The sequence below is a fragment of the Runella aurantiaca genome, assembly GCF_003339505.1.
In the GTDB taxonomy this organism is placed as follows: domain Bacteria; phylum Bacteroidota; class Bacteroidia; order Cytophagales; family Spirosomataceae; genus Runella; species Runella aurantiaca.
In genome coordinates, this window is the sequence record NZ_QPIW01000009.1 from 208575 (window position 1) to 224745 (window position 16171).

At 39.0% G+C, this 16171-nt stretch carries 14 protein-coding genes and 1 tRNA gene; 14 read left to right on the top strand and 1 reads right to left on the bottom strand.

From position 1 onward, the window contains the following. The first annotated feature begins 124 nt into the window (after window positions 1-124). The 13 genes from DVG78_RS13565 to DVG78_RS13625 all read left to right on the top strand — a co-directional run bounded on the left by DVG78_RS13565 (window position 125) and on the right by DVG78_RS13625 (window position 15179). Complete coding sequence (locus tag DVG78_RS13565; RefSeq protein WP_114461608.1) at window positions 125-3460, top strand: TonB-dependent receptor; 3336 nt, start codon at window positions 125-127, stop codon at window positions 3458-3460. A 202-nt stretch (window positions 3461-3662) separates the two neighbouring features. After that, window positions 3663-4040, top strand: a complete 378-nt coding sequence (locus tag DVG78_RS13570) for a response regulator (RefSeq protein ID WP_013931087.1) — start codon at window positions 3663-3665, stop codon at window positions 4038-4040. Window positions 4041-4120: 80 nt separating this feature from the next. Then, on the top strand, window positions 4121-4882 hold the full coding sequence (locus DVG78_RS13575; RefSeq protein ID WP_114461609.1) for an MBL fold metallo-hydrolase: 762 nt from the start codon (window positions 4121-4123) through the stop codon (window positions 4880-4882). A gap of 156 nt (window positions 4883-5038) precedes the next feature. Further along, window positions 5039-5115, top strand: a tRNA-Arg gene (locus DVG78_RS13580). A 188-nt stretch (window positions 5116-5303) separates the two neighbouring features. Then, window positions 5304-6470: a site-specific integrase gene (locus DVG78_RS13585; RefSeq protein WP_114461610.1), complete on the top strand. Its 1167-nt coding sequence runs from the start codon at window positions 5304-5306 to the stop codon at window positions 6468-6470. A gap of 1 nt (window position 6471) precedes the next feature. Further along, entirely contained in the window at window positions 6472-7326 is an 855-nt protein-coding gene (locus tag DVG78_RS13590) for a hypothetical protein (RefSeq protein ID WP_114461611.1), read from the top strand. Window positions 7327-7415: 89 nt separating this feature from the next. Beyond that, window positions 7416-7712, top strand: a complete 297-nt coding sequence (locus DVG78_RS13595) for a helix-turn-helix transcriptional regulator (protein ID WP_114461612.1) — start codon at window positions 7416-7418, stop codon at window positions 7710-7712. A 219-nt stretch (window positions 7713-7931) separates the two neighbouring features. Next, window positions 7932-8138, top strand: a complete 207-nt coding sequence (locus DVG78_RS13600) for a hypothetical protein (RefSeq protein ID WP_114461613.1) — start codon at window positions 7932-7934, stop codon at window positions 8136-8138. After that, a complete protein-coding gene (locus DVG78_RS13605) occupies window positions 8132-8347 on the top strand; it encodes a hypothetical protein (RefSeq protein ID WP_114461614.1) in 216 nt (71 codons plus the stop codon). Before DVG78_RS13600 ends, DVG78_RS13605 begins: the two co-directional genes overlap by 7 nt. Further along, on the top strand, window positions 8344-8565 hold the full coding sequence (locus tag DVG78_RS13610) for a hypothetical protein (RefSeq protein ID WP_114461615.1): 222 nt from the start codon (window positions 8344-8346) through the stop codon (window positions 8563-8565). The genes DVG78_RS13605 and DVG78_RS13610 overlap by 4 nt, the downstream gene beginning before the upstream one ends. A gap of 32 nt (window positions 8566-8597) precedes the next feature. After that, window positions 8598-8858, top strand: a complete 261-nt coding sequence (locus DVG78_RS13615; protein WP_114461616.1) for a hypothetical protein — start codon at window positions 8598-8600, stop codon at window positions 8856-8858. A 132-nt stretch (window positions 8859-8990) separates the two neighbouring features. After that, window positions 8991-11291 (top strand): DUF5906 domain-containing protein, encoded by a 2301-nt coding sequence (locus DVG78_RS13620; protein ID WP_114461617.1) that lies wholly within the window; start codon window positions 8991-8993, stop codon window positions 11289-11291. Window positions 11292-12080: 789 nt separating this feature from the next. Further along, the gene (locus tag DVG78_RS13625) at window positions 12081-15179 is read left to right on the top strand and encodes an anti-phage protein (RefSeq protein WP_114461618.1); all 3099 of its coding nucleotides are present in this window, start codon (window positions 12081-12083) and stop codon (window positions 15177-15179) included. 25 nt (window positions 15180-15204) lie between these two features. On the opposite strand, the gene DVG78_RS30070 is transcribed toward DVG78_RS13625, so the two are convergent. Then, the gene (locus tag DVG78_RS30070) at window positions 15205-15405 is read right to left on the bottom strand and encodes a hypothetical protein (RefSeq protein ID WP_114461619.1); all 201 of its coding nucleotides are present in this window, start codon (window positions 15403-15405) and stop codon (window positions 15205-15207) included. Between the two features lie 424 nt (window positions 15406-15829). Here DVG78_RS30070 and DVG78_RS30355 point away from each other — a divergent pair, with 424 nt between their 5' ends. Next, window positions 15830-16159, top strand: coding sequence for a hypothetical protein (locus tag DVG78_RS30355; RefSeq protein ID WP_262511871.1), 330 nt, complete (start codon window positions 15830-15832; stop codon window positions 16157-16159). Window positions 16160-16171 lie beyond the last annotated feature (12 nt).

Below are 16171 nucleotides of genomic sequence, written 5' to 3' on the forward strand. Positions count from 1 at the left end.
AACGTACTATTTTCTTTCCAAAGTGCTTTTGTTTGTCCCATAATTTTCTTGTTTCTTTGCAGCGATTTTTGACATCAACCAACTGATTTTACCAAACACAATTCTAACCAAAATTCCCAATTTTATGAATGTTAAACATTTACAAAGGAAGAGGGTAATAATTGCACTTTTCGCAGTCGTTGCGTCTCTTTTTATGATTTTCCCGGCGGCACAAGCCCAGGTTACCGCCTCTTCAATTCGGGGTATTGTAAAAGATGATAAGGGAGCAGAGCTTCCGGGTGCTACCATCGTAGCTACTCACTTACCTTCTGGAACAAAATACGGAACCGTTACCAACGAAAAAGGACGTTATGTATTACCCTCCGTGCGGGTGGGTGGACCCTACAAAGTTACGGTTACTTTTGTTGGCTTTAAAGAACAATCTAAAGAAGACATTGTTGCAAACTTGGGTGCCTCTGCCGATGCTAACTTCTCGTTGGTTGAAGATGGCAAAGAAATTCAGGAAATTGTGGTAACCAGCGGTCGCTCGGATATTTTCTCTTCGGGACGTACGGGGGCAGCTACTACATTGGGCCTCAACGCCGTAAACAGCCTGCCTACCATCGGTCGTACCATTGATGACATCACCAAGTACAATGCGTACAGCAACGGTCGCTCATTTGCGGGTCAGGATAGTCGTCTTAACAACTTTACCATCGACGGTGCGGTGTTTAACAACGGTTTTGGATTGGGTTCATCAGCTCAGGCTGGTGGACGTACTGGAACTACTGCCGTATCATTGGATGCGATTGAGCAGGTACAAATCAACATCGCACCTTTCGACGTACGTCAGTCAGGTTTTGCGGGTGCTGGTATCAACGCCGTTACTCGCTCAGGAACAAATGAAGTGACGGGTTCGGCCTACTATCTTACAAGAGGCAGTAACTTAGTCGGCAAAAAAGCGGACGGAAGAGATTTGCCAACGGTAAACATCAACGAGAAAACGTTTGGTTTCCGCGTGGGTGCGCCAATCATTAAAGATAAGTTGTTCATTTTCGCCAACTTCGAAACCTTTACCAGCTCTACACCAGCTACCACTTGGGTGGCGGCTCGTGCGGGTGCGGCGGGTAACGTTTCACGCGTTACTTACGATGACTTGACCGATATTGCCAACTTCATGAAGACCAACTTCAATTATGAATCAGGGGCTATCGACAACTTTAACAATGAAGTTAAAAGTACCAAAGGATTGGTTCGTCTTGATTACAACATCAACAACAACCACAAGTTGACGTTGCGCTACTCGCACCACAATTCGCAGTCGGGGGCCATCATCAGTAACAGTAACAGTAGCAACACCGCAGGAAATGGTAACCGTACCAACTCTTCGTTGGCGCTTTCGCCCGAAAACACGGGTTATCTGATTGCGGATAACACGCGTTCTTTGGTTGCTGAATTGAACTCTAACTTTGGCGGTAAATTTGCCAATAACTTCATCGCTACCTATAACAAGCAAAATGAAGATCGTCAGTACAAGAATGAAATCTTCCCAACGATTGACATTTTGAAAGACGGAAGTACCTACACTTCTACGGGTTTTGACCCTTTTACCCCCAACAACAAGCTGAACTACTCAACGTTGAACTTTACCAATAACTTGAGTTACTTCGCGGGCAAGCATACCCTGACCTTGGGTTTAGCTTATGAGCACTTTACGTCAAACAACGTATTCTTCCCGTCTTCAAACGGAGTTTATGTTTTCAATTCAATCGACGATTTCAAAACGGCTTTGTTGGCTTATAAAGCCAATCCAAATTTGACGGTTTCGCCAGTAACAATGCCTCGTTTCAACTACCGCTATTCGTTGTTGCCAAACGGAGCTGAGCCTTTGCAGACCTTGAAGCAATCGACTTACACAGCTTATGTACAGGATGAGTTTCAGGTAAACGACAAATTCAAGCTAACAGGTGGTGTTCGTTTTGATATGTTTGACTACAATGATGATTTAGCCAAAGACTTCAACAACCCTGTGGTTGCGGGTTTGACGTATCGGGACGAAAATGGTAATCCTTTAAAAGTAAGCACGGGGGCATTTCCGAGCAACAAAATTCTGGTGTCGCCACGTATCGGTTTTAACTTGGATGTGAAAGGTGACAGAACGACCCAAATCAGAGGTGGAACGGGTATTTTTGTATCACGTATTCCACAAGTATTGGTTTCAAACCAATTGGGTAACAACGGGGTAAATACCGCAGTTTTGAACTTTACTAACACCACTGCGTATCCGTTTACGTTGGATCCTACCCGTTATAAGCCAGCTACAACTGACATCACTAAACTGCCTGCGTACGTAATCAACGCCTCGGTAGACGGATTGAAAAACCCTGTCATTTGGAAGTCTAACTTGGCGATTGACCAAAAATTGCCTTGGGGATTAATCGGAACATTGGAAGGTATCTACAACAAGAATATTCAGGCGCTTCGCTACATTGATGGTAACTTAAACGGTCCAAACAGAACTTTGAGCGGTCCAGATACGCGTGGTCGTTTCCCTGGTTCGGGTTTATCAGGAGCCGCCGTCAACCCTGCCCGTTTTATCAACTCTGCAAACACCAACGCGTTTATCCTGACCAACACGAAAGAAGGTTACTCTTACTCTTTCACGGCTAAATTGGAAAAAACAGCTACCAAAGGCTTGAGCGGTATGCTAGGATATACTTACTCATTAGCGAAAGACATTCAATCGGTAGCGAGTACGGTATTGGCCAACATCCCAACGGTTGCGGGTCAAAACTTCTTGACTCCATCATGGTCTGACAACGATTTGCGTCACCGTTTTGTAGGATACTTGAACTACCGTTTGAATTACGGCGGTAAATTGGGTGGCTCTACCATGTTTACGTTGGGTATGGTTTCCAACAGCGGCTTCAAAATCTCTTATACCTCAGGAAGTGACATCAACGGCGACGGTCAGAACAATGACCTTATCTTTGTACCAAACAGAGGAAGTGATTTGACGTTTGCTTCTTTGACTGCGGGTGGAAAAACCTTCACACCCGACCAACAGGCGGCGGCGTTTGATGCTTACATCGAAAACGACCCTTATTTGAAATCACGTCGCGGTCAATACGCAGAGCGTAACGGCGCCACTGTACCTTGGCTGACTCGTTTTGACTTTACCGTTGAGCAAGATTTTTATGTGTCGGTGGGCGCAAAAGGAAAGAAAAATATCATCCGTTTGCGTTTTGACGTGCTGAACGTAGGTAACCTCATTAACAATGCCTGGGGTGTAGCTGAAACAACTACTACCACCAACCCATTGACAATGGCGTCTATCAGCGCAACGGGCGTTCCAACGTATCGTATGGCTACACAATCTGTAAATGGCGAAACTATCTTGTTGCGTGATGCTTTTGTGAAGAGCATCAACGTAAACAACGTATGGCAAGGTCAGTTCGGTATTCGCTACATCTTCAACTAGCAGTTGCCGTTTTTATCATCAAAAAATCCCACGCCTAAAACGTGGGATTTTTTGTGAAAAAGAGCCAAATTCGTCAGATAATAAAAAAAAAGCTCCCTTTTGAATTTTTCAGTTTTTCTGTTTCTAATTTTTCTGTTTCTTAGTGTCGCTTTTCTTTGTTCTTTTGCAGGGAAAACAGTAAACCACCAAAACTTAATACATTATGTCGCAAAAGCGCGTTCTCATCGCTGAGGATAGTTCCGTAATCCAAAACTTAGCCCGTAAGATTTTGGAATTTCAAAATTATGAAATTACAGCCGTCAAAAACGGTGAGCAAGTAATGCAAATTGTAGACAAAGAAGATTTTGACATCGTTTTGCTCGACATCAACATGCCCATCATGGACGGCATGGAATGCGTAAAAGCCATCCGAGCGCTCGGCGATAAGAAAAAATCAAACTTGCCAGTTGTGGCCATCACGGGCAATGCCAAAAACTACTCGGAAGAAGAATTTAAGGCCGCAGGCTTCAACGATGTGTTGGTAAAACCACTCAACTTTGACCGCCTCGTGGAGATTGTAAATGAATTAACGGAAGAGTAATAGCGGAAGCGAGAAGTGAGCAGCGAGAATGTAAAAAAAACATCACTCGCTCCTGACTTCTCGCTCCTCACTTCTTAAAAATGATTGTCACACTCCTAGGTACCGGAACTTCTTCGGGCGTACCGTTGATTGGCTGTAGCTGCGATGTATGTCGCTCGTTGGACTACCGCGACAAACGGCTGCGGGTTTCGATACACTTGGCAGTAAACGGTCATCATTTTGTCGTTGATACGGGCCCGGATTTTCGTCAACAGATGTTGCGGGAAGGAATCAGCCAATTGGATGCCGTAATCTTTACGCATCAGCACAAAGACCATACCGCAGGGCTGGACGACGTCCGTGCGTTTAATTTCCTTCAGCAGCGCGATATGCCCGTTTATGGACGGGCGGAAGTACTGGAGCAAATTCACCGCGAATTTGAGTACGTTTTTGCCGAACACCGTTACCCGGGCATTCCCCGCCTGCAACTTCACGAAATTAGCAATACCCCTTTTGAGGTCAAAGGCGTCACTTTTATTCCTATTGACGTGCTGCACCACAAACTCCCCGTTTTTGGCTTTCGGGTAAGCAACTTCGCGTACGTGACTGACGTAAATCACATTGCGGAGTCTGAACAACACAAATTGAAAGGGTTGGATGTGTTGGTGCTGGGAGCCCTTCAGCGAGATCAACATATTTCACACTATTCACTGGAGCAGGCATTGGGCATGGTGGAAAGGCTGCAACCCAAAATGACCTATTTTACGCACGTCAGTCATAAAATGGGCAAACACGGCGACGTAGAAAAGGAGCTTCCGCCCACGGTGCGACTGGGATATGATGGCCTAAAATTGAAATTGTAGCAGAGCTGAAATAAAAGTGTAATTTTTTTCAATCCGAAACCGATTGATTTTCAGTATAAAAGCAAATTATTTGAAAATTTTACACATTTTCCGTTTGGAATTGAAATTTAAACAGCTACCTTTGCAGTCCCAAAACAACGGGAAATATAAAGAATCGGATGCGTAGCTCAATTGGATAGAGCACCTGACTACGGATCAGGAGGTTTGGGGTTCGAATCCCTACGCGTCCACCAGTCCTAACAATTAAAGCCCTAATTTTCAGGGCTTTAATTGTTTTAAGGGGGTTCATTTGAGTGCTATTTAGTCTATTTTGGTACTCATAAATATTCATAGATAACTACTCATTTAGTACCCATTTTTGTACCGGTCTTTTACGACTTTTAGTAGATATGTTTGTGCTTACATCTAAACATATCTAACAATGCAAAGCGCTTACGTTCAGTACAAAGTTATTTTTAACCGCAAAAACGAACTTAATAAAGAGGGAAAAGCTCTCATTCAGGTTCGGGCCTACCATGAAGGCAAAAGTCGTTTTTTCGGTACAGGCATTTACATTGCTCCTAACGATTGGAACGCTAAAAAGATGCAACCTAAAGACCCGATATTGCTGCGTAAAATAGAGCAATTTCTTCATGAGTTGAAGCAGTATGAGTTTGAGGTCCGAACAAAATGTAATTCCTTCCAAATATCTAACTTCGATCAGTACGGACAGCCCATTGAGCCTGTTAAACCTACCAATGTCTCCTTTACCGTTTTTTTTGGAAAACAGCTTGAAGAAGAGCGCCAATTAGCTCAGCCTTCTTGGCGTATACGTAGACGTTCTTATGATGTGTTTAAAGAATTCAGAAAGGATGTTTTGTTTACTGAGGTCAATTATGAGCTGGTACATAAGTTTGGGCAGTTCTTAGAAAGTAAGCGTTTTCATCCCAATACTATCTATAAACATCAAAAGCATTTACGCAAATACGTACTCCTTGCACTTCGCTACAAACATATTATAGAGAATCCCTTTCAATACTTTCCCCTAAAGCAGGTAGAAACGAATGCACAATTTCTAACAGTTGAGGAAGTGGGGCGCTTGGAGTCTTTGGCATTCACTTCTGAGCAGTGGAGATTGGAGAAAAGCCGTGATATGTTCCTTTTTTCGTGTTTTACAGGTCTTCGTTACAGTGATGTGGAAGGATTACGTCCCAAAGACTTTATCAATGCGCCCGAAGGCTTAGAGCTTGAATATCGAGCCCAAAAGACTGGGAAGTTCGGTAAGAAATACCTGTATCTCATGTATGAGGGGAAGCCCCAAGCTATTGCCAGAAAGTATATTTCAGTGGATGAGAATCGACCTCTTTTTAGAGGCTTGACTAACCCCAAAGTAAATAAAGACCTCAAGCAACTGGCAAAAATGGCGGCTATTCATAAGCATATCTGCTTTAAAGATAGCCGAGATACATTCGGAACGGATATGATAACGAAAGTTGATTTTAGGGTTGTGCAGGATGAATTGCAACATACCAGCCCTAATACTACCAAGAAGTATGTTCAAATGAATGACGAGCTTAAAAAGCAGCGCTTAACTCAAATTAAATGGTAAAATGGAAGCTAGTGAAACGCCAAAACGGAAACAACGGACAGTTACGAAGCCTTATCAAAAACATAAGGTGGATTATAAAATTGTAATTGAGCATAAATTAAATAAATCTTATTCTCATACAAAAGATCCTGAATTACGTCAGTATGATAGTCTTCCGCTTTATATTGAAATAAGAGCTAAACGACAGACGGCATTTGTACCAAGTCGCTTGATTTTTTACTCAACACCCCTAATATTTGACCAATATTTTAACTTATCTATTGTCCAAAGATTGATAGAAAGAGAAAAAAAAGATATTTTAGAATCATTAACACCAATTATTGAGGAAAAAGGTGATGAATTTAGAATTTTTGAATGGTATGAGTGTTATAAGAAAGAAATATTTAAAGATAAGGTAGTACTAGACGCAATAATTGCAAGAATATTTAAAGAGAATTTTATAGAGTTATTGGTTAAGGAAGGAATTGACAAATCATTTTATAAAATTTTATGTGAAAGCAATACAAGGACAAATGAACTAATCAAAAGTGTATATTTAGCAACTGTTTTAGAAAAATTAAATGTAAAAGGCTTTCGCTCTTTTTTTTACTTACATCTTACATTTGTAAAAAAAATATGGTTTAAATTAGAAATAGAAAGTAAAAACCCTAACGAGAATTACAGGGACCCTAAATCTGCAACTATACATTTGACAACCTTCTTTAGCTTATCCGATATAAAATCTGGGTTCTTTAAAAGGATTATAAGTGAATTTTTGGACCTAGACAAAGATGAATTTGCTCGGAAAGCATTAGAAAAATATGAAAAACTTATATTGGATTATGACCTCAAACGCATAGAAGTATCAGGAAAATAAAATATAAATGTTCTCATAGTTTATTTTTTCTCTACAAACATTTTTATACCTTTGTATGGTATTAGATAATCATATATATTCTATTAACCATGCAAACCTCTTCCGTTACCTTGGAAAGTCTCTATGCCGAGCTTCAGGCAGTAAAGGCATTACTTCAGAAGCCTGCTCCTTCCATTAGCTCTAATGAGGAAGATCAATTACTTACACCTACTGAAGTCTGCAAACTGTTAAAAATCAGTCGTTCTCAATTTGAGAGAATGAAAAATAATGGTTTTATCCAAGTTGCGCGTAACCTTAAAGATCCTAAAAGCCGTAAGATTTACGTTAGCAGAATAGAACTTTTTAAGACATTCCGCAAAGATTTTAGTGACCAAACCGCCTTGTAATAGGCGGTTTGGTCAATTAAAATCAAATTTTCCTGCTACCCCGATTGGCCATTCAGTAAAAGTTAGCTAAGAAACTTAAAGTCTTGAAAATCAGCACCGCTTACCGGGCTGACTCTAATCATATTGCTTTTTAGTCCAAGTTTTCACTAAGCGACCCCGAAACCTGTGGCTATACGGTTCCCGCTGTTGTATCACTAACCCTTGCTTAACCTTACTACCATGTTTCCAACCATCCAAGCTCAGCACCTCCAACCGGCAGCCCCTTTCCGCTTCCCCGGTAAACGCAAATGGCGAGTAGCCAAAGAAGTGGCGTTTCTCAAAACGGACCATCCCCAATTCAAAGGTAAGCTCATTATTGTCCTTGACAACTGTAAACAATATGTCGTTGACCCTACTCGGGAAGTTGAACTCTTTTCCTCATGCTGAATCCCACTTTTCATTCCGACCGTTTGGCCATTTGCCAACCCCTCGACTGGACACCAGCGCAGCTAGAAGATGCACTGAGTCAACTTGAAGCCGCCCTTGAGTCAACCTCCTGTCATAGTCTGCCTAACGACTACATCGAGCGTCTGCATTATCATCTTACGTACCTGAATCATCAGAAAAGGATTACTCGAAAAAACACCCAAGAATGACTCCTGAAGTACATCTGAAAGCCCAAAACCTTCAGAAGGAAATGGCATTCCTCAAAAATGACGCCCGTGAATTCAGACACAACCTGAACATGGCTGCACTGCGTTCTAAATCTCCTGAGCATTGCGGTACCTACCCTCTGGCCCAATACCTCAAAAAAATCGTCGATGCCTGGGAAGAAAAGAAACTCTCCGAACTGCAACTTTACGACGCTTTATAACCGCTTTTTCTTCATTTCAAAACCTCTCCATCATGTCAACACTACAACCGCTCCCGACCTCTCTCCTCAACGATGGCAATCTGAAAGCGCTCAATAAACTGCTTTCGGAACTCGAACCCACTTTGATGACCGATATGCTTAAACAATTCTTTCGGGGCTGGCTGGCTTCTACTTACGTCGAAGAAAAAGAGGCAAACGAACGCGCTGACCTCTATTTTACCTTTGAAAGAATGCTGGCCTTTACCGAAGCTCTCCAAGAAGACCTGCCCAAAAACACTGCTGTACATGGCTAGAAAGCAAATCCGAGCAAACTTAAAATGCTTTCTCTCAACTCACGACAATAAAAAAATGGCGATGGATTCCACCGCCATTTTCCATACAAACAGATATTTTTTAAAGAATGCCGTGTAAAGTAAACCAATCTTATGAAGAAGTCCGAAGCATCTTCCAAACCTGCCCCTGTTCCTCCGCTGCCGTCCGATAAGTCCCCAAACCTTTCCCCTCCTGATGAAACGCCCTCAGTGACTATTGAACCGACTGAGCCAACGTACTTTCAGAAACGTTTGCAGGAATTGGGCATTACTCCCGAACTCAATCAGCAAACGGCTGCTTCCTTTACGGATGAATATTCCCGTCAAACCTTTCCCGTCTTCTCTGAAAACCTCAACGGGGACATTCTCATTCGTTATGCGGGTATTAACGGTTGGAAGAGTTATTTCAGGGGCAAAAGTCAGGAAGCTGCTTACATTCGTACCAGGTTGCATCCTTCCCGCTGCACCGACGGAATGCCTAAGTACCTCACCCCACGCGGAGCGGGAACCGAAGTGTTTTTTCCGCCCCTGATTTTGGAGGCTTACCAGCAATCCACCGAAATCAAAACGCTGGTCGTCACCGAAGGGGAGTTCAAAGCCTTCAAAGCCTGTATACACGGGCTTTTCTGCGTAGGTGTTCAGGGGATTCACAATACCCATGAGAAAGACCCTGATGGCGGGAATATTCTCAATACCGAATTACAGGCCGTGATTCGCATTTGCAAGGTCAAAAACCTGATTTTCTTGCTGGATAATGACTGTTTGACCGTGGAATACGAAGAAGATAAAGATTTGGCGAAACGACCCACCCTTTTTTACTCAGCAGTGCGGAATTTCAGGGAATACACCAAACATTTGGATTGCGATGTATATTTTGCCCACCTGAACCCTGAACGTCCCGAAAAGGGGATTGATGATTTACTCTGTGCAAAGGCAGATAAAGCGGCGGTGATTATCGAAGAGCTACTGAAGCTCAAAGTCAAAAACCCGTACTTCTTCATTGAGAACGTCACCGATAAAAGCCTCAAGAAACTCAAGAGTTATTTTGCGCTCGACAATGCCGATGCTTTTTACGATAAATACGAAGAGGTCCTGACCGATAAGAAATTCCGTTTCAGTGGCCACTATTATCAGTTCAACGGTTTGGAGCTCAAAAGACTGGTTTCCGATGCCATTAACAATTTTGTCCGGGTGGGGGATGATTATTACGAAGCCTACCACAAACCCGACAAAGAAGAGCGAATGGAACTGGTTTTTGATAAACGAAAGAAAAGCACCATCACCGATGATTACGGCAAAGATGCCACTCAATTCATCAAACGTTACAAAGGCTTCTGTCTGGTGCCTTCCCATCACAACTACAGAAGGGAGATTAACCAATGTTATAATACTTACTACCCACTGACCCATCAGCCTCAGGCAGGAAGTATTGAAAACTCGCTCAGCCTGTTGCGTCATATTTTCGGGGAACGCATCGAATTTGCCGTAGACTACATGCAGCTTCTCTATCAGCGGCCAGCTCAACTGCTGCCTATCCTTTTACTCCAGTCCAAGGAACGGGAAACCGGCAAAAGTACCTTTGGCCAATGGCTGCGGGATATTTTTGAAACCAACAGCGTCAAATTGGGCAATGCAGACCTTCAGGGTGATTTTAACAGCTCCTTTATGGAAAAACTGCTAATTGTGGTTGATGAAACGAGTCTTGAACGGAAAACCACCTCAGAAGCCATCAAACGCATGTCGACCGAAGTGGGTAAAGTGATTGTTAAGAAAAAAAGCGTGGCGGAGTACGAAACCGACTGGATAGGGAAGTTCGTTTTCTGTACCAATAATGTGGGTACGTCGCTCTACATCGGCAAGGGTGAAACGCGTTATGCGGTATTCACAGTGCCACCCTTCCCCAAAGAAAAAAAAGACCCTGACATGCTGGCCAAACTGCGGGAAGAAATCCCCGCTTTTTTGCATCATTTACAAGGGCGAACGCTGCACTATCCTAAAATCGGCCGAATGTATTTTGATTTTGAAGTGTACAAAACGGATGAATTAGACGAGGCTATTGAGGCCAATATTCCGATTGTAGAAAGGGAAATCAGGACTTACATTCAGGATTGTTTCGATACGTGGCCGTACCTGAAGGAGCTTTTCTTTACACCAAAGGATTTGGTCGATGAGCTAAAGGAGAACTCAAAATTCATTGACCACGTATCGGTCGTACGTACACTGAAAAATGATTTGGAGTACCTGCCCAGCAAAGAATCCGTCCGCTATCAGTTTTACAGTATCCGGGTGTTCTCCCAGATTTCCGATGGTTATGCTCCTTCATCACGGGTGGGGAAGTGTTACTGTGTTAATCGACACTTCTTTGAAACTGGAAAAGTACAAATTTCAGAACCTCAGCAAAAAATACCGTTTTAGGTCATTTTAAACGCGGCAAAAAAGGGAAGTGTCTAATAATTAGGCACTTCCCTTTTTTGTGTAACTATTTTGTAACTAAGTCCTGATTTTGGGCAGTTACAAAGTTACAGGCCCAAAGTAGGGAAATATGCCCTAAAAGGGCTATTTTTAGAAATTATATATTAAAAAGTTACAAAAGTTACAGAGTAGTATAAAGCTGCTGAAAATCACTTTATTAGTCATGTAACTTTTTTATTTTAAAAAGTTACAAATAGTTACAAAAGGTTACAAACTTGGAAAAATGGGCGGTTTTGTAACTTGTAACTTTTGTAACTGTTTTTTGGTGGGTTTTCTATAAGAAGGATGAACTGGAACTCACAAAAATAAGTAAAATACTATATGCTCAGTGGCTTTGTTGCATGGTTAACATTTAAAATAGATTAATGTAAATACCTATACAAAAACCAGGCTTTTTCTATTGATTCAGCCTATTTTTGGCAATTTAGGTTTTTTCGTTATTGTACAAATTGCGCTTTTATTGTATTTTTAGACTATCAATATCTATGCAACAAAGCCGTGTTCAATGCAAAAACTCAAAAATTAATTACTTTTAATATTTGTCAATAAAATTATTGAATAGCTGCTATTAAGTTATATGATTAAACTTAAAAAGCGGATTCATAAATTAATACAGTATTAATCTATTTTAAATGTTTCGCCTGTTCATTGCATACTCGTCTACTATCGACCGTTCCCAGAAATTAAAAAGTTTAAACAATACAATTTGTAAATTTTAAAGCAATCAATTAGATGAAGATTCTATTTATTCAATTATCAGATATACACTTTAAGGGAGGAGAAAACTCTCTGTTAAAAAAAGCAGATCAACTATTTACTGCTATATCAAATAACACCTTAGGTGTAGAAAAAATTTTATTGTTAATAACAGGCGATATAGCTTTTTCTGGAAAAAAAAATGAGTATAAAATTGCCAGTGATTTTCTAGCTGACTTAATTTTAAGAATTGAAATATATTCTAAAATAGATGTTGACACAATTGTAATACCAGGAAATCATGACTGTGACTTTTCAGATAGCAGTAGAGTACGAGAAACTATTATAAAAACAATCCAAACTAGCGGTGAAGATATAATTGACAATAGTGTGATTGATGTTTTAACAGAACCACAGAAAGAATATTTCGAATTTGCTAAGGCTTTTAATTCAAAAAAAGGATTAATATATGAAAGTAAATTGTTAAATATCTGGAAACATACAATAAAAGAAAAAAATATAATTTGTAACTGTATTAATACATCTTACATATCTCAATTGTATGAAAAACCTGGACAAATGTTGGTTCCTATAAATTATTTAGGGTACGATATTTCCACACTTAAAGCTGATCTTATAGTTACAATATTTCATCACCCATTGCATTGGCTACATCCTGAAAATAGAAGAGAGTTTAAAAATGTAGTTGAAAAAGTATCAGATATCTATTTAACAGGACACGAGCACCAAAGCACTAAATCTTTAATTATGGATTTAGAGAATAATAATACATTATATATAGAGGGCGCAGTTATCCAAGATTCTAGTGAGTCTGAAAATAGCGGTTTCAACTTAATATTTTTTAACTTAGAAGAAAACAAATTTTTAATTAAAAATTACCAATGGGATAACAATATATATATTGGTCAAAATAGCAACCAATGGGTTTCTTATGAAAGGGGTGTTTCTAAAAGCAAGAATCCATATGATATAAACAAAGATTTTAAAATTTCATTAAATGATATTGGTGCTAACTTATCTCACCCTAATGTTTCCCAAGTTAGGTTATTAGATATATATACATTTCCCAGAATAGAGTATATTAATTATTCTGAAGAGGATGTGAAAAACAGAAATCATTTTAGCGAAGATTCGGAAGCACTAATAAATTCACTGGACAGCAATATAAGGCTATCTTTTTTAGGCCCAGAAAATATCGGCAAGTCTGCAATGATGAAAATTATATTTTTCAAACTTCATTCTAAGGGGCTGGTTCCAATTCTTGTAGAAGGAAAAAGAATAAATGAAACAAATATAGATGATTTTATTACTCTTACTTTAGACTGTTTCTCTAAGCAATATGATAGTAAAAATAACGAATATCTGCTACAACTTCCTAAGGAAAAGATAGTTATCTTAATTGATAATTTTGACAAAATAAATTTTAACAAAAAATACAAAGGTAGATTACTTTCTAACTTATTAAACCATTATGAAAATATAATTATTACCGGTAATGAGTTAATGTCGCTTGAAGATTTTTTAAGTGAAGATGCAGCTGATAGTAATATTTTAAATTCATTCAAAACTTATAGTATTAGAGAGTTTGGGCATTTACTTAGGAGTAAATTTATTAATAAATGGATTACATTAGGTAATCAAGAGATGATAATAGATGAGGATAGGATAAGGAAATTAGATAATGCTGAAAGTATTGTAAAAACTGTTACGGGGAAAAATTTAGTACCTAACTATCCTATATTTCTTTTAACAATTCTACAAGCAATTGAGTTAGGAAACCCCGCTAATTTAACAGCAAGCACTTTTGGTCACTATTATCAATTTTTAATTCAAAAATCTTTTAGCAGTATATTAAAAACTCAACATGAAATTACCAGTTACAATAATTATATATGCGAACTGGCTTATTTTATTTTTAAAAACAAATCAAAAATTTTGACTATATCGAAATTAAAAAAATTCGACTCTAGTTACAGAAATTTATATACGATTACGCCGACCCTCGATCAAATTCTTGAAAATTTATGTGCTGCTAAAATTTTAGAAGAATCAGATAAAATTTACGAATTTAAATATTTATATATTTACTACTTTTTTGTTTCTAAATACTTGTCCGACAATATTGACAATAATGAAACCAAACAAACTATTTCGGCATTAATTAAAAGGATATATCAAGCCGAATTCGCCAATATTTTACTTTTCTTAACTCACCACACAAAAGACCGGTATCTGATTGAGGAAGTTTTAGAAAATGCAAAATCATTATTTGAAGATATAAGTATCTTTAAGCTTGAACCAAGTAATAAAGCTATAAATAATTTAGTTACTAAACTTCCACAAGTTGCATATAAACCAAAGAGCGTAGATGATCACAGAGATGAAATTAATAAGCAAAAAGATGAAATGGATGATATTTACAGTAAAGAATCAGACGATGAGTCATTTCAACTTCCAGATTTAGAAGAAGATATTACAAAGCTAGATATAATCTCTCATTTAAACTTGTCTTTTAAAATGATTGAAGTTTTAGGTCAGATATTGAAAAATAATTATGGCAAAATATCTAATCCAAAACTCTATGATCTAGTAGAGGAAACTTACCTATTAGGCTTACGTACATTAAATATTTTCTTTTCAGCATTAGAAGGTAATATGGACGTATTTATTAGCCAAATACAAAGTATAATTACAGAAAAAAACCTTAGTGATCCTGTAAAAATAGAATCTGTTTCTAGGCAAATTTTATTTTCAATATTTAGTGAAATTACTTATGGTTTCATTAAGAAAATCTCCGACTCTCTAGGTACGCAGCATCTTGAAAATACTTATGATGCGGTTCTAAGCAACCACTCTTATAATTCTGTTAAATTAATTGATTTTTCAATAAAATTAGACCATTTTAGACAGTTTCCAAATACAGAAATGCGCAAATTAAAAAGTGAATTCTTAAAAACTCCTTTAGCGGCAGATATTATGAGAAGGTCTGTTTTAAATTATTTATATCTTTTTCCAACTGCCCCGGATCAAAAGCAAAGAATTTTATCTTTCCTAGAAATTCCTATGGATATGCAAAGAAAAATTGATGCTACATCTCCTATAAAAAAGAAATAAACTAAGTTTCCAATTTACCATATAATTATTTCAACCTACTAAACCGCACAGGATCAATCTTATAGAAGTCACAAAATGTACCGATAGTAACTTTTCGTAGCCCCAATGCCTTTCTTATTTTAGCCATTTTATGTTCAGCATAGCCACTTGAAAAAATGCCGATTCTATCCAATAATTTGGCATTTACTTCCGCTTCATAGGGTATTTTAAACATATCTGTGCTCATTGTCTTTCAAATTGTTAAAATTATTAACTCTTAATTAACATTTAATATACAAAAATAACATTATTTTGTGTTAATTTAAAGCGTTAAACTGCGAGTTTTCCAACTCTTTGAGCCCTTATATCCCCTTCACTTCTTTACCTTAGAAGAATCCGGTTATCATAGTAATTCCTTCTAATTTCGGAATCTGACTTCCATGACAAATACTTTGTTTTCGGAATCAGATTCCTTTAAAAACGCAGGATTCCTGATGGAATCTGCCCTTTTTCCATGAATCCGATTCCTGATGTATGTATACTTTTTTAGGAATCCGATTCCCTATGTTACCTAATATATTCACAGGAATCCGAATGTTTCCCTACGTTTCCACAGGGGGGTATTTGTAAGGCATTTACCCATCGGCCAATTTCACTACAAACAGAAAAGCATCGAAGTCTTTGGCCGCTACATCCATACCTACAAATTTGACGAAGCCGTGAAAGACGGCGTGGTGCTGGATCTGCTCTACGAAGCCCGTGACATAGACCAGCACGTCCACGACCAAAAGAGCATCGACGAGTGGTTTGAGACCATCACCTACGGCATGAACGACCTCCCCAAAGCCGAACTCAAGAAAAAATGGGGCACTATGCAAAAAGTGCTCAGTACCAAGAGCCGGCTGGAAAAGATCGTGTTTGACATCAAAATGGACTTTCTGATGAAACCCCGCCTACGCGACGGTCGCGGCAACGCCATGCTTGTGGCGCGGAGCATCTAAGAAGCGTGTCGG

Coding starts and splice junctions, on each gene's coding strand:
- DVG78_RS13565 (WP_114461608.1), top strand. CDS start 125: ATGAATGTTAAACATTTACAAAGGAAGAGGGTAATAATTGCACTTTTC.
- DVG78_RS13570 (WP_013931087.1), top strand. CDS start 3,663: ATGTCGCAAAAGCGCGTTCTCATCGCTGAGGATAGTTCCGTAATCCAA.
- DVG78_RS13575 (WP_114461609.1), top strand. CDS start 4,121: ATGATTGTCACACTCCTAGGTACCGGAACTTCTTCGGGCGTACCGTTG.
- DVG78_RS13585 (WP_114461610.1), top strand. CDS start 5,304: ATGCAAAGCGCTTACGTTCAGTACAAAGTTATTTTTAACCGCAAAAAC.
- DVG78_RS13590 (WP_114461611.1), top strand. CDS start 6,472: ATGGAAGCTAGTGAAACGCCAAAACGGAAACAACGGACAGTTACGAAG.
- DVG78_RS13595 (WP_114461612.1), top strand. CDS start 7,416: ATGCAAACCTCTTCCGTTACCTTGGAAAGTCTCTATGCCGAGCTTCAG.
- DVG78_RS13600 (WP_114461613.1), top strand. CDS start 7,932: ATGTTTCCAACCATCCAAGCTCAGCACCTCCAACCGGCAGCCCCTTTC.
- DVG78_RS13605 (WP_114461614.1), top strand. CDS start 8,132: ATGCTGAATCCCACTTTTCATTCCGACCGTTTGGCCATTTGCCAACCC.
- DVG78_RS13610 (WP_114461615.1), top strand. CDS start 8,344: ATGACTCCTGAAGTACATCTGAAAGCCCAAAACCTTCAGAAGGAAATG.
- DVG78_RS13615 (WP_114461616.1), top strand. CDS start 8,598: ATGTCAACACTACAACCGCTCCCGACCTCTCTCCTCAACGATGGCAAT.
- DVG78_RS13620 (WP_114461617.1), top strand. CDS start 8,991: ATGAAGAAGTCCGAAGCATCTTCCAAACCTGCCCCTGTTCCTCCGCTG.
- DVG78_RS13625 (WP_114461618.1), top strand. CDS start 12,081: ATGAAGATTCTATTTATTCAATTATCAGATATACACTTTAAGGGAGGA.
- DVG78_RS30070 (WP_114461619.1), bottom strand. CDS start 15,405: ATGAGCACAGATATGTTTAAAATACCCTATGAAGCGGAAGTAAATGCC.